The sequence below is a fragment of the Streptomyces sp. NBC_01723 genome, assembly GCF_036246005.1.
Classification (GTDB): domain Bacteria; phylum Actinomycetota; class Actinomycetes; order Streptomycetales; family Streptomycetaceae; genus Streptomyces.
In genome coordinates this window covers 4,866,984-4,881,982 of sequence record NZ_CP109171.1, presented here as the reverse complement: position 1 = coordinate 4,881,982, position 14,999 = coordinate 4,866,984, and the positions used below count along the sequence as shown (strand labels likewise).

General features: G+C 66.7%; 26 protein-coding genes. 1 reads left to right on the top strand and 25 read right to left on the bottom strand.

Going from position 1 to position 14,999, the window contains the following annotated elements; all coding sequences use genetic code 11:
• Nucleotides 1-92 precede the first annotated feature (92 nt).
• From rpmJ to map, 3 genes are all read right to left on the bottom strand, one after another.
• On the bottom strand, nucleotides 93-206 hold the full coding sequence (gene rpmJ, locus OIE75_RS22760) for a 50S ribosomal protein L36 (protein ID WP_003974245.1): 114 nt from the start codon (nucleotides 204-206) through the stop codon (nucleotides 93-95).
• Nucleotides 207-274: 68 nt separating this feature from the next.
• Nucleotides 275-496, bottom strand: coding sequence for a translation initiation factor IF-1 (gene infA, locus OIE75_RS22755; protein ID WP_003948620.1), 222 nt, complete (start codon nucleotides 494-496; stop codon nucleotides 275-277).
• 511 nt (nucleotides 497-1,007) lie between these two features.
• Complete coding sequence (gene map, locus OIE75_RS22750) at nucleotides 1,008-1,844, bottom strand: type I methionyl aminopeptidase (protein WP_307018080.1); 837 nt, start codon at nucleotides 1,842-1,844, stop codon at nucleotides 1,008-1,010.
• Between the two features lie 282 nt (nucleotides 1,845-2,126).
• Between map and OIE75_RS22745 the strand changes: the two genes are divergently transcribed.
• Entirely contained in the window at nucleotides 2,127-2,513 is a 387-nt protein-coding gene (locus OIE75_RS22745) for a hypothetical protein (RefSeq protein ID WP_307014592.1), read from the top strand.
• A 185-nt stretch (nucleotides 2,514-2,698) separates the two neighbouring features.
• On the opposite strand, the gene OIE75_RS22740 is transcribed toward OIE75_RS22745, so the two are convergent.
• The 22 genes from OIE75_RS22740 to rplD all read right to left on the bottom strand — a co-directional run bounded on the left by OIE75_RS22740 (nucleotide 2,699) and on the right by rplD (nucleotide 14,998).
• Entirely contained in the window at nucleotides 2,699-3,892 is a 1,194-nt protein-coding gene (locus OIE75_RS22740; protein WP_329471980.1) for a hypothetical protein, read from the bottom strand.
• An 87-nt stretch (nucleotides 3,893-3,979) separates the two neighbouring features.
• Nucleotides 3,980-4,630 carry an adenylate kinase gene (locus OIE75_RS22735; protein WP_307014590.1) on the bottom strand — a complete coding sequence of 217 codons (651 nt, stop codon included), beginning with the start codon at nucleotides 4,628-4,630 and terminating at the stop codon, nucleotides 3,980-3,982.
• On the bottom strand, nucleotides 4,630-5,943 hold the full coding sequence (gene secY, locus OIE75_RS22730; RefSeq protein ID WP_307014589.1) for a preprotein translocase subunit SecY: 1,314 nt from the start codon (nucleotides 5,941-5,943) through the stop codon (nucleotides 4,630-4,632). The genes OIE75_RS22735 and secY overlap by 1 nt, the downstream gene beginning before the upstream one ends.
• Before the next feature lie 240 nt (nucleotides 5,944-6,183).
• Complete coding sequence (gene rplO / locus OIE75_RS22725) at nucleotides 6,184-6,639, bottom strand: 50S ribosomal protein L15 (protein ID WP_023547373.1); 456 nt, start codon at nucleotides 6,637-6,639, stop codon at nucleotides 6,184-6,186.
• A 2-nt stretch (nucleotides 6,640-6,641) separates the two neighbouring features.
• A complete protein-coding gene (rpmD, locus tag OIE75_RS22720) occupies nucleotides 6,642-6,824 on the bottom strand; it encodes a 50S ribosomal protein L30 (protein ID WP_006140898.1) in 183 nt (60 codons plus the stop codon).
• A gap of 2 nt (nucleotides 6,825-6,826) precedes the next feature.
• Nucleotides 6,827-7,432, bottom strand: a complete 606-nt coding sequence (gene rpsE, locus OIE75_RS22715; RefSeq protein WP_004927232.1) for a 30S ribosomal protein S5 — start codon at nucleotides 7,430-7,432, stop codon at nucleotides 6,827-6,829.
• A 43-nt stretch (nucleotides 7,433-7,475) separates the two neighbouring features.
• Complete coding sequence (gene rplR, locus OIE75_RS22710; protein WP_064729360.1) at nucleotides 7,476-7,859, bottom strand: 50S ribosomal protein L18; 384 nt, start codon at nucleotides 7,857-7,859, stop codon at nucleotides 7,476-7,478.
• 3 nt (nucleotides 7,860-7,862) lie between these two features.
• Nucleotides 7,863-8,402, bottom strand: coding sequence for a 50S ribosomal protein L6 (rplF, locus tag OIE75_RS22705; protein WP_055418362.1), 540 nt, complete (start codon nucleotides 8,400-8,402; stop codon nucleotides 7,863-7,865).
• A gap of 24 nt (nucleotides 8,403-8,426) precedes the next feature.
• A complete protein-coding gene (rpsH, locus tag OIE75_RS22700; protein WP_064729359.1) occupies nucleotides 8,427-8,825 on the bottom strand; it encodes a 30S ribosomal protein S8 in 399 nt (132 codons plus the stop codon).
• 212 nt (nucleotides 8,826-9,037) lie between these two features.
• Nucleotides 9,038-9,223 carry a type Z 30S ribosomal protein S14 gene (locus tag OIE75_RS22695; RefSeq protein ID WP_003948630.1) on the bottom strand — a complete coding sequence of 62 codons (186 nt, stop codon included), beginning with the start codon at nucleotides 9,221-9,223 and terminating at the stop codon, nucleotides 9,038-9,040.
• Between the two features lie 5 nt (nucleotides 9,224-9,228).
• Nucleotides 9,229-9,786: a 50S ribosomal protein L5 gene (gene rplE, locus OIE75_RS22690; RefSeq protein ID WP_122615762.1), complete on the bottom strand. Its 558-nt coding sequence runs from the start codon at nucleotides 9,784-9,786 to the stop codon at nucleotides 9,229-9,231.
• Complete coding sequence (rplX, locus tag OIE75_RS22685; RefSeq protein ID WP_122615761.1) at nucleotides 9,786-10,109, bottom strand: 50S ribosomal protein L24; 324 nt, start codon at nucleotides 10,107-10,109, stop codon at nucleotides 9,786-9,788. The genes rplE and rplX overlap by 1 nt, the downstream gene beginning before the upstream one ends.
• Before the next feature lie 2 nt (nucleotides 10,110-10,111).
• On the bottom strand, nucleotides 10,112-10,480 hold the full coding sequence (gene rplN, locus OIE75_RS22680) for a 50S ribosomal protein L14 (protein WP_003992364.1): 369 nt from the start codon (nucleotides 10,478-10,480) through the stop codon (nucleotides 10,112-10,114).
• A 106-nt stretch (nucleotides 10,481-10,586) separates the two neighbouring features.
• Nucleotides 10,587-10,874 (bottom strand): 30S ribosomal protein S17, encoded by a 288-nt coding sequence (gene rpsQ, locus OIE75_RS22675; protein ID WP_122615760.1) that lies wholly within the window; start codon nucleotides 10,872-10,874, stop codon nucleotides 10,587-10,589.
• Nucleotides 10,874-11,098: a 50S ribosomal protein L29 gene (gene rpmC, locus OIE75_RS22670; RefSeq protein WP_003998824.1), complete on the bottom strand. Its 225-nt coding sequence runs from the start codon at nucleotides 11,096-11,098 to the stop codon at nucleotides 10,874-10,876. Before rpmC ends, rpsQ begins: the two co-directional genes overlap by 1 nt.
• Nucleotides 11,098-11,517: a 50S ribosomal protein L16 gene (rplP, locus tag OIE75_RS22665; protein WP_003974260.1), complete on the bottom strand. Its 420-nt coding sequence runs from the start codon at nucleotides 11,515-11,517 to the stop codon at nucleotides 11,098-11,100. The genes rpmC and rplP overlap by 1 nt, the downstream gene beginning before the upstream one ends.
• A gap of 5 nt (nucleotides 11,518-11,522) precedes the next feature.
• The gene (rpsC, locus tag OIE75_RS22660; RefSeq protein WP_122615759.1) at nucleotides 11,523-12,353 is read right to left on the bottom strand and encodes a 30S ribosomal protein S3; all 831 of its coding nucleotides are present in this window, start codon (nucleotides 12,351-12,353) and stop codon (nucleotides 11,523-11,525) included.
• The gene (rplV, locus tag OIE75_RS22655) at nucleotides 12,353-12,700 is read right to left on the bottom strand and encodes a 50S ribosomal protein L22 (RefSeq protein ID WP_003974262.1); all 348 of its coding nucleotides are present in this window, start codon (nucleotides 12,698-12,700) and stop codon (nucleotides 12,353-12,355) included. The genes rpsC and rplV overlap by 1 nt, the downstream gene beginning before the upstream one ends.
• A gap of 44 nt (nucleotides 12,701-12,744) precedes the next feature.
• Complete coding sequence (rpsS, locus tag OIE75_RS22650) at nucleotides 12,745-13,026, bottom strand: 30S ribosomal protein S19 (RefSeq protein WP_055418366.1); 282 nt, start codon at nucleotides 13,024-13,026, stop codon at nucleotides 12,745-12,747.
• A gap of 12 nt (nucleotides 13,027-13,038) precedes the next feature.
• Nucleotides 13,039-13,875, bottom strand: a complete 837-nt coding sequence (gene rplB, locus OIE75_RS22645) for a 50S ribosomal protein L2 (protein ID WP_019329639.1) — start codon at nucleotides 13,873-13,875, stop codon at nucleotides 13,039-13,041.
• 38 nt (nucleotides 13,876-13,913) lie between these two features.
• Complete coding sequence (rplW, locus tag OIE75_RS22640) at nucleotides 13,914-14,333, bottom strand: 50S ribosomal protein L23 (protein ID WP_122615758.1); 420 nt, start codon at nucleotides 14,331-14,333, stop codon at nucleotides 13,914-13,916.
• Nucleotides 14,333-14,998 carry a 50S ribosomal protein L4 gene (gene rplD, locus OIE75_RS22635; RefSeq protein WP_307014585.1) on the bottom strand — a complete coding sequence of 222 codons (666 nt, stop codon included), beginning with the start codon at nucleotides 14,996-14,998 and terminating at the stop codon, nucleotides 14,333-14,335. Before rplD ends, rplW begins: the two co-directional genes overlap by 1 nt.
• Nucleotide 14,999: the final 1 nt, after the last annotated feature.

Sequence of the window (14,999 nt, the reverse complement as noted above, 5' to 3'; positions counted from 1 at the left end):
GTGTCGGACGCCTGGGCGCCCGGGTTCTGCGTATGAACATGTTCAGCTCGCGTCGCGCGAAGTCCTGCGAATCGCGGAGGGACGGTCGAGCGTCAGCCCTGGCGCTGCTTGTGGCGCGGGTTGTCGCAGATGACCATGACCCGACCGTGACGGCGGATCACCCTGCACTTGTCGCAGATCTTCTTGACGCTCGGCTTGACCTTCATGGGTGTGAGGTTCTCCGGGTCAGTTGCCGGCGGTCCCCGGGCCTGACGGCCTGGGACGTGGGCAAGATCTACTTGTACCGGTAGACGATCCGGCCACGCGTCAGGTCGTACGGAGACAGCTCCACCACGACCCGGTCGTCAGGGAGGATGCGGATGTAGTGCATGCGCATCTTGCCGCTGATGTGTGCCAGGACCTGGTGGCCGTTCTGGAGCTCGACCTTGAACATGGCGTTCGGAAGAGACTCGACGACAGTGCCCTCGATCTCGATGGCACCTTGCTTCTTGGCCACGCTTCGCCCTTCGAATCGACTACCTTGATCGACTCTCTTCGCACCGTACGAGCGCATGCAGACATGCGGGTGCACGAGAGCCGACGAGTCAGTCTACGTCAGCAGCCCCGGAAAGGCGAAACGGGGAAGTCTGCCCCGGATGCGAGATCGTTATGCAAGGGCCCCACCGTCAGCACCGACCCCTCACGCCAGCGGGCCCGGCGCAGCCGTGACACCCGGCTCCGCCGGCTTCGCCCTGACGCCGACCGATCCCTTTACGCCCTCTCGCGGGCTCGGCGCCGGGGGCGCCTCACAAGCTTCGAGCGGCTGCGCCGGCCTCCGACCGGCGGTCGTGGCTCGGGCCGACGTCACGCCAACGGGTCCGGCGCAGCCGTGACACCCAGCTCCGCCAACTTCGCCCTGCCCCCGACCGATCCCCCACGCCCCTCTCGCGGGCTCGGCGCCAGGGGCGCCTCACAAGCTTCGAGCGGCTGCGCCGGCCTCCGACCGGCGGTCGTGGCTCGGGCCGACGTCACGCCAACGGGTCCGGCGCAGCCGTGACACCCAGCTCCGCCAGCTTCGCCCTGCCCCCGTCGGGCGACGTCAGCACCAGGGGCCCCTGGTCCGTCAGGGCGACCGAGTGCTCCCAGTGGGAGGACCAGGTGCCGTCCGTCGTGATGACCGTCCAGTCGTCCGACAGGACCTCCGTGCGGGGGGTGCCGAGGGAGATCATCGGCTCGATGGCGAGGCAGAAGCCGGGGACCAGCTTCGGGCCCTTGCCGCGGCGGCGGTCGACGTAGTTGAGCAGGTGCGGGTCCATGTGCATCTCGGTGCCGATGCCGTGGCCGCCGTACTCCTCGATGATCCCGTACTTCCCGCCGCCCGGCTTCGGCTGGCGGCGGATGTACGTCTCGATGGCCCGGGAGACGTCCACGAGCCGGTTGCCCTGCTTCATGGCGGCGATGCCCGCCCACATCGACTCCTCGGTCACCCGGGACAGCTCGACCAGCTCCGGGGAGTGACCGGAGCCGACGAAGGCCGTGTAGGCCGCGTCGCCGTGCCAGCCGTCGATGATCGCGCCGCAGTCGATGGAGATGACGTCGCCGTCCTTGAGGACCACGTCGTCGGAGGGGATGCCGTGGACGACGACCTCGTTCACGGACGTGCAGATGGTCGCGGGGAAGCCGCCGTACCCGAGGAAGTTCGGCTTGGCGTCGTGCTCCGCGAGCACCTTGCGGGCGACCTGGTCCAGGTCCTTGGTCGTGGCGCCGGGCACGGCGGCCTCGCGAGTGGCCGCGTGGATGGCGGCTACGACCAGCCCCGCCTCACGCATCTTGGCGATCTGCTCGGGGCTCTTGATCTGCACCATCTGGGCTGCTGCCTCCTGCCGCGGGTTCATGTCTACCCCCACCACGATACGTGGCCGCGCGAGCCGGAGCCGGAGGGGACGGACACCCCGGACGGGCCTCGCTCGGCCGGCCCGCGAGCGGCCTCAAGCTGTAATCGGACCCACACCCTCCGCTACAAATTCCGTTGACGAACCCAACTGGCCTCTCTAGCCTCGCAGTTAACACCGGGCGAACACCGGGTGCCAGCACGTCGTTCCATACGCTCCGGACCGGATACACGGTCCCCAGAAACAGAGGTACAAGTGATCAAGAGAACTCTGTCCCGCCTGGCCGTGACCGGTGCCGCCGCCACCCTGATCGGCCTCACCGCAGCCTCGCCCGCCCTGGCCGACAACGAGGGGCCTCTCTGGTACGGCAACCGGGGCACGGTGACGTTCAACGACGATGGTGACGACATCACGGTCTGCGACAAAAACGCTGACGGCTACGGCGTCACGGGGTACTTGGAGCGACTCAACAGCGACGGTACCGGCGTGGTCTGGGTCATCAAGGAAGACGACGGCGGAGACGCCGGCTGCGACCGGTCCAACACCGGCTACGACATGATAGGCAACATCCAGCACGGTCTGGCCGTCTGCTGGCACGGCACCGGCTCCTGCGTCCGCTCGAACTGGACCTTCGACGAGTAGGCCTGTTCGGCACCGACAGGTTTGACGTCTCTACGGAGACCTCGACGGTGTGGCGGTGTGCGTGCACGCCGCATATCTGCCCAGACGCTCCGGCCGGTGCAGACGATCAGTCGATTCGTCTGCACCGGCCGGAGCTCTTGGTGTGGCCGGTCCCGGACGCGCATCCGCCCGGGACCCCAAGACGGTCAGCGCTCGGTGAAGACCGGGTTCCAGCGGCCGACGTATTCGACTTCGGCTTTGCGGAAGCCCGAGAGCGGTGTCACCTCGTCGCCGTCCAGGCTGACCAGGACCAGCTGGTTGCGGAACTCACCCTTGCCGGGTTGGCACTGGCTGGGCTCGCACCGCCAGGCGATGAGGTGGGTGTTGTCCGCCCACGCGAGAAGCTGCTGCCCGGGTACGACCGCGGTCCGCTTGCCGGTCTTCGCGTCCAGAACCGCGGAGACGATCTGGCCGTCCTTGTTCCCCGCGAAGCCGCCAGTCACAAGGTTTCCGTCCGGGGACGTAGCCGCCGGTGGAAAGATCTGATCGGTCTTCTGCTCCGGAAGCGGCTTCAGCCTGCCGTTCACGTCGTAGTAGTTCCTGCCCGGCTGGTCGAGCCTCTGCTCCCACAGCAGCTTGCCGTCACCGCTCCAGCTGAAGTCCTGACGCCCGGTGCCGACCATGGCCGCAAGGCTGTCCTTCTTGGCCGGCCGCTCACTGAACTCCGCCTGGCCGGAGTCGACATCGATGACATAGAAGCCGGTACGGCTCTGCTTCGGCCCCGGCATCTCCTGACCGTCGCCCTCCACACGCACCGGCGTGTCCTGGAAAAGGCCGTCCGGATGGTGGCTGTACGTCGTCGCCACCAGGCGCTCGCCGTCCGGCGAGAACTGCACACCGCCAACGCCCTTGTCGACCTCGATCCAGCGCTGGACCTTGCCCGTCGAGAGATTCATCAGACCGATGCGACTGACGGGCAGATCGCCCTCCAGCACCGCGGCGGTCTTCATCCCGGGAGCGACGTCGAGCCAGGCCCAGTCGGTCTTCTCGTACCGCTTGCTCGCGGCGCTGTACAGACTCCACTCACGCCCGTTCACCGCATTCCCGTCCGGCTGCCGCACGAGCTTCGTCGTGTAGTACGCCGAGACGGCGACCTGCCCTGCGGCTATCAGCTCGCGCGGCGGGGACTGATCTGGACGGGCCACCACGTCCGAGGCCTCGGGCTGTCCTTCCGTCGCTTCCGGGCCACCGCCCGTCAGGGCCAACGAGACCCCGATGACCGCCGCGGCCACGACGACCGCGGCGACCGCCAGGCTGCGCCCCCTGCGGCGGAGCAGCGACGGCTGCTCCCGCCCGGTGGAATCGTCGGACTGTGGCAACTGTTCGAGCTTGATGGCCATACCCCCCTTGGCAAAGCACTTCTGGGAACCCCAGGAAGTAAGGCAGCGGCCCCCCGGCGGGGGGCCGCTGCCTTACGTTGCAAGCTGTTACGAACCGGACAGCGCCGCCATGGCCCGCTTCGTGACGTCCGCCACCTTCCCCATCGCGGAGACCGTGGTCACAAGGCCCTGGGCCTTGTAGTAGTCGATGATCGGCTCGGTCTGCGTGTGGTAGACCTCCAGCCGCTTGCGGACCGTCTCCTCGGAGTCGTCGTCCCGCTGGTACAGCTCGCCGCCGCAGACGTCGCAGACGCCTTCCTTCTTCGGCGGCGTGTACGTTACGTGGAAGACGTGCGCCGAGTTGTTGCGGCAGACCCGCCGGCCCGCGATCCGCTTGACGACCTCGTCCTCCGGGGCCTCCAGGTCCAGCACCGCGTCGAGCTTCATGTCCTCGGTCTCGAGCAGCTCGTCCAGCGCCTCGGCCTGAGAGACGTTGCGCGGGAAGCCGTCCAGCAGGAAGCCGCGCTGGGCGTCCGGCTGCTCCATGCGGTCTTTCGCCATGGCGATGGTGACCTCGTCCGGCACGAGGTTGCCGGCGTCCATGTACGACTTGGCGAGCTTGCCCAGTTCGGTCTGCTGGCTGATGTTCGCGCGGAACAGGTCGCCCGTGGAGATGTGCGGGATGTTCAGCGTCTCGGCAAGGCGGGTGGCCTGCGTACCCTTTCCGGCGCCCGGCGGCCCGACGAGGACGATTCGCATCAGCGGAGGAACCCTTCGTAATTGCGCTGCTGGAGCTGGCTCTCGATCTGCTTCACCGTCTCGAGACCGACACCCACGATGATCAGGATGCTGGTCCCGCCGAACGGGAAGTTCTGGTTTGCCCCGAAACCGGCCAACGCCATTGTCGGTACGAGAGAGATCAGGCCCAGATACAGCGAACCCGGCCAGGTGATCCGGTTGAGTACGTAGCTCAGATACTCAGCGGTCGGTCGGCCAGCCCGGATGCCCGGGATGAACCCACCATACTTCTTCATGTTGTCCGCGACTTCCTCGGGGTTGAACGAGATGGCCACGTAGAAGAAGGCGAAGAAGACGATCAGGAAGAAGTACAGGATGATGTGGGGCGCCGCCCCGGTGTCCGCGAGGTTCTTGTTGATCCAGGTGGCCCAGCCCGACGTCGAGTTGGAGAACTGGACAACCAGCGCCGGGATGTAGAGCAGCGACGAGGCGAAGATGACGGGGATGATGCCCGCCTGGTTCACCTTGAGCGGGATGTACGTCGACGTCCCGCCGTAGGAGCGACGGCCGATCATGCGCTTCGCGTACTGCACCGGAATGCGGCGCTGGGCCTGCTCCACGAAGACCACGAGGCCGATCATGACCAGGCCGACGGCGACGACGGTGCCGAACTCGATCCAGCCGTCCGCCAGGCTGCCCTCCTGCTTGATGGCCCACAGAGCGGAGGGGAAGGTCGCGGCGATCGAGATGAACATCAGGATCGACATGCCGTTGCCGATGCCGCGGTCGGTGATCAGCTCACCGAGCCACATGACGGCGGCCGTTCCGGCGGTCATGGTGACGACCATGACGACGGTGGTGAAGATCGCCTGGTCGGGGACGATGTCACCGCCGACGGTGCAGCCGGAGAAGAGCGCGCCGCTGCGGGCGGTCGCGACGAGGCCGGTGCCCTGGAGGATGGCGAGGGCGATGGTCAGGTAGCGGGTGTACTGCGTGATCTTCGCCGTACCCGCCTGACCCTCCTTCTTCAGAGCCTCCAGACGCGGGATCACGACGGTGAGCAGCTGCAGAATGATGCTCGCCGTGATGTACGGCATGATGCCGAGCGCGAAGACCGTGATCTGCAGCAGCGCGCCACCGCTGAACATGTTGATCATGCCGAGGGGACCCTGGTTGCCGGACGCCTGGTCCACGCACTCCTGGACGTTCTTGTAGTCGACGCCTGGGATGGGGATGTGGGTACCGAGCCGGTAGACCACGATCATGCCGAGCGTGAAGAGCAGCTTCTTGCGCAGGTCGGGCGTCTTGAACGCCCGGGCGAACGCGGTGAGCACGGTGCCTCCTGCGACCCCCGCGCTACTGCGTCAAGGGTGACGGTCTTGAGGTTCGACTGACGACAAAGTAAGTAACGGTGAACTGCCGCTCAGGGTGCCCCATGTGACGCACCCGTGAAAGAGGGCAGCGCAGGCCACCTTACCGGCGGGAGCACTTCCCTTGGAACGACCAACCGGGGATACCCCTTTTGTGGGGTATCCCCGGTGGGATCGCTCAAGTCATCGAGACGCCTGAAGGGTTCAGACGAGCTCGGTGACGGTACCGCCGGCGGCGGTGATCTTCTCCTTGGCGGAGCCGGAGACGGCGTCGACCGTCACCTGCAGCGCCACGGAGATCTCGCCCTGGCCGAGGACCTTGACGAGGCTGTTCTTGCGAACGGCACCCTTGGCCACCAGACCCTCGACGGTGACCTCGCCACCCTCGGGGTAGAGCGCGGCCAGCTTGTCGAGGTTCACGACCTGGAACTCGGTCTTGAACGGGTTCTTGAAGCCCTTCAGCTTCGGGAGACGCATGTGGAGGGGCATCTGGCCACCCTCGAAGCGCTCCGGAACCTGGTAACGGGCCTTCGTGCCCTTGGTACCACGACCAGCCGTCTTACCCTTCGACGCCTCACCACGACCCACACGGGTCTTGGCGGTCTTGGCGCCCGGGGCGGGACGGAGGTTGTGGATCTTGAGCGGGTTCTGCTCCGCCATGATCAGTCGACCTCCTCGACCGACACGAGGTGGCGGACGGTGTGCACCATGCCGCGGAACTCGGGGCGGTCCTCCTTGACGACCTGCGTGTTGATCCCCTTGAGACCAAGGGAACGCAGGGTGTCACGGTGGTTCTGCTTGCTGCCGATGTAGGACTTGACCTGCGTGATCTTGAGCTGCGCCATGATTACGCACCCGCCCCGGCACGCGCACGGAGAAGAGCCGCGGGGGCCACGTCCTCGAGCGGCAGACCGCGGCGGGCCGCGATCTCCTCGGGACGCTGGAGACCCTTCAGGGCCTCCACGGTCGCGTGCACGATGTTGATCTGGTTGTCGGAGCCGAGCGACTTCGACAGCACGTCGTGGATACCGGCGCACTCGAGCACGGCGCGCACCGGACCACCGGCGATAACGCCGGTACCCGGGGACGCGGGCTTGAGCAGCACGACGCCGGCAGCCTTCTCACCCTGGATGGGGTGCGGGATGGTGCCCTGGATGCGGGGGACCTTGAAGAAGTGCTTCTTGGCCTCCTCAACACCCTTGGCGATGGCGGCCGGCACCTCCTTGGCCTTGCCGTATCCGACACCCACGGTGCCGTCACCGTCGCCCACCACGACCAGCGCGGTGAAGCTGAAGCGACGACCACCCTTCACAACCTTGGCGACGCGGTTGATCGCGACTACGCGCTCAACGTAAGCGGTCTTCTCGGCGGCAGCTGCGCCGCCGTCACGGCCCTTCCGGTCCCGCCGCTCGCCGCCACCGGCACCGCCACCGCGGCGCTGGGGTCCAGCCATTGGAATTACCTCTCTCTGTTTCCGCTAGCGATACGGAACCGGCTCAGAACTTCAGTCCGGCTTCGCGGGCGGCGTCGGCCAGAGCGGCGATGCGCCCGGCGTACTGGTTACCACCACGGTCGAACACGACGGCCTCGACACCCGCGGCCTTGGCACGCTCGGCAACCAGGGCGCCGACCTGCTTGGCCTGCGCGGACTTGTCGGCCTCGCCACCACGGATCGAGGTGTCCAGGGTCGACGCCGAGGCCACGGTGTGGCCCTTGATGTCGTCGATGACCTGGGCCACGATGTGGCGGTTGGAGCGAGTAACGACCAGACGCGGACGCTCCGCCGTACCCGAGAGATTCTTGCGAATCCGGATGTGACGGCGCTTGATCGCGGCGCGCTTGTAGGCGTCGCCCTTGAGGATCTTCTGCCCGTATGCCATGGCTTACTTACCCGCCTTTCCGACCTTGCGGCGGATGACTTCGCCCTCGTACTTGACGCCCTTGGCCTTGTACGGGTCGGGCTTGCGCAGCTTGCGGATGTTGGCCGCAACCTCGCCGACCTTCTGCTTGTCGATGCCCTCGACCGAGAAACGGGTCGGGGACTCCACCTTGAAGGTGATGCCCTCGGGGGCCTCGACCAGGATCGGGTGGCTGTAGCCGAGGGAGAACTCCAGGTTCGAACCCTTGGCGAGCACGCGGTAACCGACACCGCTGATCTCGAGCTTCTTCACGTAACCCTGGGTCACGCCGGTGATCATGTTCGCCACCAGCGTGCGGGACAGGCCGTGCAGGGCCTTGCTCTGACGCTCTTCGTTGGGGCGGGTGACGTTCAGAACGCCGTCCTCACCCTTGGCGATGTCGATCGGTGCCACGACGGTGTGAGTCAGCGAGCCCTTCGGGCCCTTGACCGAGACCGTACGGCCGTCGATGGTGACGTCCACGCCGGCGGGAACCGCGATGGGGAGCTTGCCGATGCGCGACATAGCTGTTTCCTCCGTTCCCTTCCGCTACCAGACGTAGGCGAGGACTTCCCCACCCACGCCCTTCTTGCCGGCCTGCTTGTCGGTGAGGAGCCCGTGCGACGTGGAGATGATCGCCACGCCCAGGCCGCCCAGCACCTTCGGCAGGTTGGTGGACTTCGCGTACACCCGGAGACCGGGCTTGGAGATCCGCTTGATGCCCGCGATGGAGCGCTCACGGTTCGGGCCGAACTTCAGCTCGAGGACGAGGTTCTTGCCGACCTCGGCGTCCTCGGTCTTCCAGCCCGTGATGAAGCCCTCCTGCTGGAGGATCTCCGCGATGTGAGACTTGATCTTGGACGCCGGCATCGACACGGAGTCGTGGTACGCCGAGTTCGCGTTCCGCAGACGCGTAAGCATGTCTGCGATCGGATCAGTCATGGTCATGAATTGGCCTTCGGCCTCTCTCGCCGGGGTTTCCTGGTGCGCCATCCCTCTCCCCGATCCGAGACGGGACGGGTGCGGCGCGGTGGACCTACGGCGTAGTAAGTCGTTTAGGGCGTGGCAGACGCCCAACCCCACAAGCCTAAGGCATGCGAGGGTGGGCCTCTGCCGACCCAGATGCTTACCGAGAGCCTGAGTAACCCGGGATTACCGGACTACCAGGAGCTCTTGGTCACGCCCGGCAGCTCGCCACGGTGAGCCATCTCACGAAGGCACACGCGGCAGAGGCCGAACTTGCGGTACACGGAGTGCGGGCGGCCGCAGCGCTGGCAGCGGGTGTAGCCACGCACACCGAACTTGGGCTTGCGAGCAGCCTTAGCGATCAGAGCCTTCTTCGCCATCTCGCTCACGCCTCCTTGAAGGGGAAGCCGAGGTGACGAAGGAGCGCGCGGCCCTCAGCGTCGTTGGTCGCCGTGGTCACCACGGTGATGTCCATACCCCGGACGCGGTCGATCTTGTCCTGGTCGATCTCGTGGAACATGACCTGCTCCGTGAGACCGAAGGTGTAGTTGCCACGGCCGTCGAACTGCTTGGGGGACAGACCACGGAAGTCGCGGATGCGCGGCAGCGCGAGCGACAGGGTGCGGTCCAGGAACTCCCACATGCGGTCGCCACGGAGCGTGACGTGGGCACCGATCGGCTGGCCCTCACGCAGCTTGAACTGCGCGATGGACTTGCGGGCCTTGGTGACGGCCGGCTTCTGACCGGTGATCGTGGTGAGGTCCTTGATGGCACCCTCGATCAGCTTGGAGTCGCGGGCGGCGTCGCCCACACCCATGTTGACCACGATCTTGACGAGGCCGGGGACCTGCATGACGTTCTCGTAGGAGAACTCCTCACGCAGCTTGCCCGAGATCTCCTCGCGGTACTTCGTCTTCAGACGCGGAGTGGTGGTGGTAGCCATCAGATGTCCTCACCCGTCCGCTTGGCAACGCGGATCTTGTTGCCCTCGTCGTCGAAGCGGTAACCGACGCGCGTGACGACCTTGTTGCCGTCCTTCTCCACGACCAGCTGGACGTTGGAGATGTGGATCGGGGCCTCGGTGGTCACGATGCCGCCGGCCTGCGAACCGCGAGCGGTCGGCCCGGCCTTGGTGTGCTTCTTGACCCGGTTGACACCCTCGACCAGGACGCGGTCCTCGCGGGGGAAGGCCGCGATGACCTTGCCCTGCTTGCCCTTGTCCTTACCGGTGATGACCTGGACCAGGTCGCCCTTCTTGATCTTCATGCTCACAGCACCTCCGGCGCGAGGGAGATGATCTTCATGAACTTCTTCTCGCGCAGCTCACGGCCCACCGGGCCGAAGATACGGGTGCCGCGGGGGTCGCCGTCGTTCTTCAGAATGACGGCGGCGTTCTCGTCGAAGCGGATGTACGAGCCGTCCGGACGGCGGCGCTCCTTGACGGTGCGAACGATGACGGCCTTGATGACGTCACCCTTCTTCACGTTGCCGCCGGGGATCGCGTCCTTGACGGTGGCGACGATGACGTCACCGATGCCCGCGTAGCGGCGACCGGAGCCACCGAGTACACGGATGCAAAGGATTTCCTTCGCACCAGTGTTGTCGGCGACGCGCAGTCGCGACTCCTGCTGGATCACGTCTATCTCCTGATTGTCTGCCGGTTCCCGGCAGGGGCCCCCTCACCAAGGAGGTGGAGCCCCTGCCGAGCCTGGCGGAACTGACCTGCGGGTTTGCCCGCAGGAATTACTTGGCCTTCTCGAGGACCTCGACGACGCGCCAGCGCTTCGTCGCGGACAGCGGCCGGGTCTCCATGAGGAGGACGCGGTCGCCGACACCCGCGGCGTTCTGCTCGTCGTGAGCCTTGAGCTTGCTGGTACGACGGATGACCTTGCCGTACAGCGCGTGGGTCACGCGGTCCTCGACGGCGACGACGACGGTCTTGTCCATCTTGTCGCTGACGACCAGACCCTGACGGGTCTTGCGGAAGCCGCGGGCGGCCTTCGTCTCTTCAGTCACGTTGCTCTCGCTCATCAGGCGCTCTCCACCGTCTCGATGCCCAGCTCGCGCTCACGCATCAGGGTGTAGATCCGCGCGATGTCCTTGCGGACGGCCTTGAGCCGACCGTGGTTCTCGAGCTGGCCCGTCGCCGCCTGGAAGCGGAGGTTGAACAGCTCTTCCTTGGCTTCGCGGAGCTTCGCCAGAAGCTCCTCGTCACCCAGTTCGCGCAGCTCGGACGCCTTGGTACCGGCCGACATCACGCTTCACCTGCCTCGCGCTTGACGATCCGGCACTTCATCGGCAGCTTGTGGGCCGCACGGGTCAGCGCCTCACGGGCGATCTTCTCGTTGGGGTAGGACAGCTCGAACATGACCCGGCCCGGGTGCACGTTCGCGATCCACCACTCCGGGGAACCCTTACCGGAACCCATGCGGGTCTCGGCCGGCTTCTTCGTGAGCGGGCGGTCCGGGTAGATGTTGATCCAGACCTTGCCGCCACGCTTGATGTGGCGGGTCATCGCGATACGGGCCGCCTCGATCTGGCGGTTGGTCACGTACGCGGGCGTGAGGGCCTGGATGCCGTACTCGCCGAACGCAACCTGCGTACCGCCCTTGGCCATGCCACGGCGCTTCGGGTGGTGCTGCTTGCGGTGCTTGACCCTACGGGGGATCAGCATTTCGGTCAGGCCTCCGTTCCGGTGCTCTCAGCCGGAGCGGCAGCGGCGGGCGCGTCGGCCTTGGGAGCCTCGGCGGCCGGAGCCGACTGCTGCTGCGGCTTGCGCCCACGACGCTCGCCACCGCGGCCACCGCGGGCCGGGCGGTCGCTGCCGCCACGGGCCGGACGGTTACCGGCGCGGGCGGCCGCGTTCTCGGCGCGGACCTCGGCGATGTTCTTGACGTCGCCCTTGTAGATCCAGACCTTCACGCCGATGCGGCCGAAGGTCGTCTTGGCCTCGAAGAAGCCGTAGTCCACGTTCGCGCGGAGCGTGTGCAGGGGCACACGGCCCTCGCGGTAGAACTCCGAGCGGGACATCTCGGCGCCACCGAGGCGGCCACCGCACTGGATCTTGATGCCCTTGGCGCCGGCCTTCATCGTGCCCTGCATGCTCTTGCGCATGGCGCGACGGAAGGAGACGCGGGAGGACAGCTGCTCGGCGACGGCCTGGGCCACCAGCTGAGCGTCCGTCTCGGGGCTCTTGACCTCGAGGATGTTCAGCTGGACCTGCTTGCCGGTCAGCTTCTCCAGGTCACCGCGGATGCGGTCGGCCTCGGCGCCACGGCGGCCGATGACGATGCCGGGACGAGCGGTGTGGATGTCCACACGCACGCGGTCACGGGTGCGCTCGATCTCCACCTTCGAGATGCCGGCGCGCTCCATGCCGGACGTCATCATCCGACGGATGGCGACGTCTTCCTTGACGTAGTCCTTGTACAGCTTGTCGGCGTACCAACGCGACTTGAAGTCGGTCGTGACACCGAGCCGGAACCCGTGCGGGTTTACCTTCTGGCCCATTACCGGGTTCCTTCCTTGCTGCTGACGACCACGGTGATGTGGCTGGTCCGCTTGCGGATCCGGTAGGCACGGCCCTGGGCGCGCGGCCGGAACCGCTTCAGGGTCGGGCCCTCGTCGACGTAGGCCTCGGAGATGAAGAGGCTGTCGGCGTCGGTGTGGTCGTAGTTGTGCGCGGCGTTGGCGATGGCGCTGTCCAGCACCTTGCCGACCGGCACGCTCGCGGCCTGCGGGGCGAAACGCAGGACCGCCTGAGCCTCCGTGGCATCCATGCCACGGATGAGGTCCACCACGCGGCGGGCCTTCATGGGCGTGACGCGGATGTACCGCGCCTGGGCCCTGGCTTCCATGGTTGTCCCTTCAGTGTTTGTCATGATCATTCACACCCCGCTGACTAGCGGCGCTTCGACTTCCGGTCGTCCTTGACGTGACCCCGGAAGGTGCGCGTCGGCGAGAACTCGCCGAGCTTGTGGCCGACCATGGACTCGGTGACAAACACCGGGATGTGGGTCTTGCCGTTGTGCACCGCGATCGTGTGGCCGAGCATCGCCGGGACGATCATCGAGCGACGGGACCAGGTCTTGATGACGTTCTTGGAACCGGCTTCGTTCTGCGTGTCCACCTTCTTGATCAGGTGGTCGTCGACGAAGGGTCCCTTCTTCAAGCTACGAGGCATCTCAACCCGTCCTTAGCGCTTCTTGTTCGTCTTGCGGCGGCGGACGATGTACTTGTTCGACGCCTTCTTGGGCGAACGAGTACGGCCTTCCTTCTTGCCCCACGGGGACACGGGGTGACGACCACCGGAGGTCCGGCCCTCACCACCACCGTGCGGGTGGTCCACCGGGTTCATGACCACACCACGGACGGTCGGGCGAACGCCCAGCCACCGCTTACGGCCCGCCTTGCCCCAGTTGATGTTCGACTGCTCGGCGTTGCCGACCTCGCCGACGGTGGCGCGGCAGCGCACGTCGACCAGGCGGATCTCTCCGGACGGCATGCGCAGGTGGGCCATCTGGCCCTCCTTCGCGAGCAGCTGCACGGAGGCACCGGCGGAACGGGCGAACTTGGCACCGCCACCGGGACGGAGCTCGATCGCGTGGATCGTGGTACCGACCGGGATGTTGCGGAGCGCCAGGTTGTTGCCCGGCTTGATGTCGGCCCCGGGACCGTTCTCGACGCGGTCACCCTGCTGCAGGTTGCGCGGGGCGAGGATGTAGCGCTTCTCGCCGTCGGCGTAGTGCAGCAGCGCGATGCGCGCGGTGCGGTTGGGGTCGTACTCGATGTGCGCGACCTTCGCCGGCACGCCGTCCTTGTCGTGCCGACGGAAGTCGATCACACGGTAGGCGCGCTTGTGTCCGCCACCCTGGTGGCGAACGGTCACACGACCGGCGTTGTTACGGCCGCCCTTGCTGTGCAGCGGGCGGACCAGCGACTTCTCCGGCGTGGACCGCGTGACCTCGACGAAGTCGGCGACGCTGGAGCCACGACGGCCCGGCGTAGTCGGCTTGTACTTGCGGATTCCCATTTCTCAGTCCTCGTCCGATATCGGACGATCCGACCCGCTTACGCGGTCGGACCGCCGAAGATGTCGATACGGTCGCCCTCGGCAAGGGTCACGATCGCGCGCTTGCTGTCGGCACGCTTGCCGAAGCCCGTGCGGGTGCGCTTGCGCTTGCCCTGGCGGTTGATCGTGTTGACCCCGGTGACCTTGACCGAGAAGACCGCCTGGACGGCTTCCTTGATCTGGGTCTTGTTGGAGCCCGGCGCGACGATGAACGTGTACTTGTTCTCGTCGAGGAGCGCGTAGCTCTTCTCCGACACGACCGGCTTCAGCAGCACGTCACGGGGGTCCGTGAACGCCTTGCTGGCGGGGGTCACGACGGTGTTCTTGCCCTCGGCCTCGTGGCGACGCGCCTTGGCGACGCGCGCGGCCTTGGCGGCCTTGGCCGCCTTGGGGGCGATGCTCGGGTGACGCGTAGCCATCAGGCTTCGCTCCCTTCGGTGGCAGTGGCCTGACCGGCAGGCGCGCCGGACACGAAGGACTCGAAGGCGGCCTGGGTGAAGACCACGTCGTCCGAGACGAGAACGTCGTACGTGTTCAGCTGGCCCGGCTCCAGGATGTGGATCTGGGGCAGGTTGCGGGCGGACAGCCACGCGGCCTCGTCGGCGCGGTCGACGACCAGGAGCAGGTTCTTGCGCTCCGAGATCTTGCCGAACAGCGTCCGGGCGGCCTTCGTGGACGGGTTGTCGCCCTCGATGACGCCGGTGACGACGTGGATGCGGTTGTGGCGGGCCCGGTCGGTGAGGGCGTGGCGCAGGGCCGCGGCCTTCATCTTCTTCGGGGTCCGCTGCGAGTAGTCACGCGGCTGCGGGCCGTGGACGACGCCACCGCCGGCGAACTGCGGCGCACGGGTCGAACCCTGGCGGGCGCGGCCGGTGCCCTTCTGGCGGTACGGCTTCTTGCCGCCACCACGGACCTCGCCGCGACGCTTGGTCTTGTGCGTGCCCTGGCGGGCAGCGGCGTTCTGCGCGACGACGACCTGGTGGATCAGCGGGATGCTGATCTTCTCCACGCCGAAGATCTCCGCGGGGAGCTCGACGCTTCCGGTCTTCTCGCCTGCAGGCGAAAGGATGTCAACAGTGCTCATC

Bases quoted from the DNA above. Each gene is read 5' to 3' on its own strand.
- rpmJ (WP_003974245.1), bottom strand. From the start codon at position 206: ATGAAGGTCAAGCCGAGCGTCAAGAAGATCTGCGACAAGTGCAGGGTG.
- rplE (WP_122615762.1), bottom strand. From the start codon at position 9,786: ATGGCTACCACCACCACTCCGCGTCTGAAGACGAAGTACCGCGAGGAG.
- rpsH (WP_064729359.1), bottom strand. From the start codon at position 8,825: ATGACCATGACTGATCCGATCGCAGACATGCTTACGCGTCTGCGGAAC.
- rpsE (WP_004927232.1), bottom strand. From the start codon at position 7,432: ATGGCTGGACCCCAGCGCCGCGGTGGCGGTGCCGGTGGCGGCGAGCGG.
- rplV (WP_003974262.1), bottom strand. From the start codon at position 12,700: ATGGAAGCCAGGGCCCAGGCGCGGTACATCCGCGTCACGCCCATGAAG.
- rplW (WP_122615758.1), bottom strand. From the start codon at position 14,333: ATGGCTACGCGTCACCCGAGCATCGCCCCCAAGGCGGCCAAGGCCGCC.
- rplB (WP_019329639.1), bottom strand. From the start codon at position 13,875: ATGGGAATCCGCAAGTACAAGCCGACTACGCCGGGCCGTCGTGGCTCC.
- map (WP_307018080.1), bottom strand. From the start codon at position 1,844: ATGGTGCAGATCAAGAGCCCCGAGCAGATCGCCAAGATGCGTGAGGCG.
- rpmC (WP_003998824.1), bottom strand. From the start codon at position 11,098: ATGTCGGCCGGTACCAAGGCGTCCGAGCTGCGCGAACTGGGTGACGAG.
- OIE75_RS22740 (WP_329471980.1), bottom strand. From the start codon at position 3,892: ATGGCCATCAAGCTCGAACAGTTGCCACAGTCCGACGATTCCACCGGG.
- OIE75_RS22735 (WP_307014590.1), bottom strand. From the start codon at position 4,630: ATGCGAATCGTCCTCGTCGGGCCGCCGGGCGCCGGAAAGGGTACGCAG.
- rpsS (WP_055418366.1), bottom strand. From the start codon at position 13,026: ATGCCTCGTAGCTTGAAGAAGGGACCCTTCGTCGACGACCACCTGATC.
- rplO (WP_023547373.1), bottom strand. From the start codon at position 6,639: ATGGCGGAGCAGAACCCGCTCAAGATCCACAACCTCCGTCCCGCCCCG.
- rplX (WP_122615761.1), bottom strand. From the start codon at position 10,109: ATGAAGATCAAGAAGGGCGACCTGGTCCAGGTCATCACCGGTAAGGAC.
- OIE75_RS22695 (WP_003948630.1), bottom strand. From the start codon at position 9,223: ATGGCGAAGAAGGCTCTGATCGCTAAGGCTGCTCGCAAGCCCAAGTTC.
- rpmD (WP_006140898.1), bottom strand. From the start codon at position 6,824: ATGGCGCAGCTCAAGATCACGCAGGTCAAGTCCTACATCGGCAGCAAG.
- rplD (WP_307014585.1), bottom strand. From the start codon at position 14,998: ATGAGCACTGTTGACATCCTTTCGCCTGCAGGCGAGAAGACCGGAAGC.
- rplP (WP_003974260.1), bottom strand. From the start codon at position 11,517: ATGCTGATCCCCCGTAGGGTCAAGCACCGCAAGCAGCACCACCCGAAG.
- rpsQ (WP_122615760.1), bottom strand. From the start codon at position 10,874: ATGAGCGAGAGCAACGTGACTGAAGAGACGAAGGCCGCCCGCGGCTTC.
- rpsC (WP_122615759.1), bottom strand. From the start codon at position 12,353: ATGGGCCAGAAGGTAAACCCGCACGGGTTCCGGCTCGGTGTCACGACC.
- rplR (WP_064729360.1), bottom strand. From the start codon at position 7,859: ATGGCATACGGGCAGAAGATCCTCAAGGGCGACGCCTACAAGCGCGCC.
- rplF (WP_055418362.1), bottom strand. From the start codon at position 8,402: ATGTCGCGCATCGGCAAGCTCCCCATCGCGGTTCCCGCCGGCGTGGAC.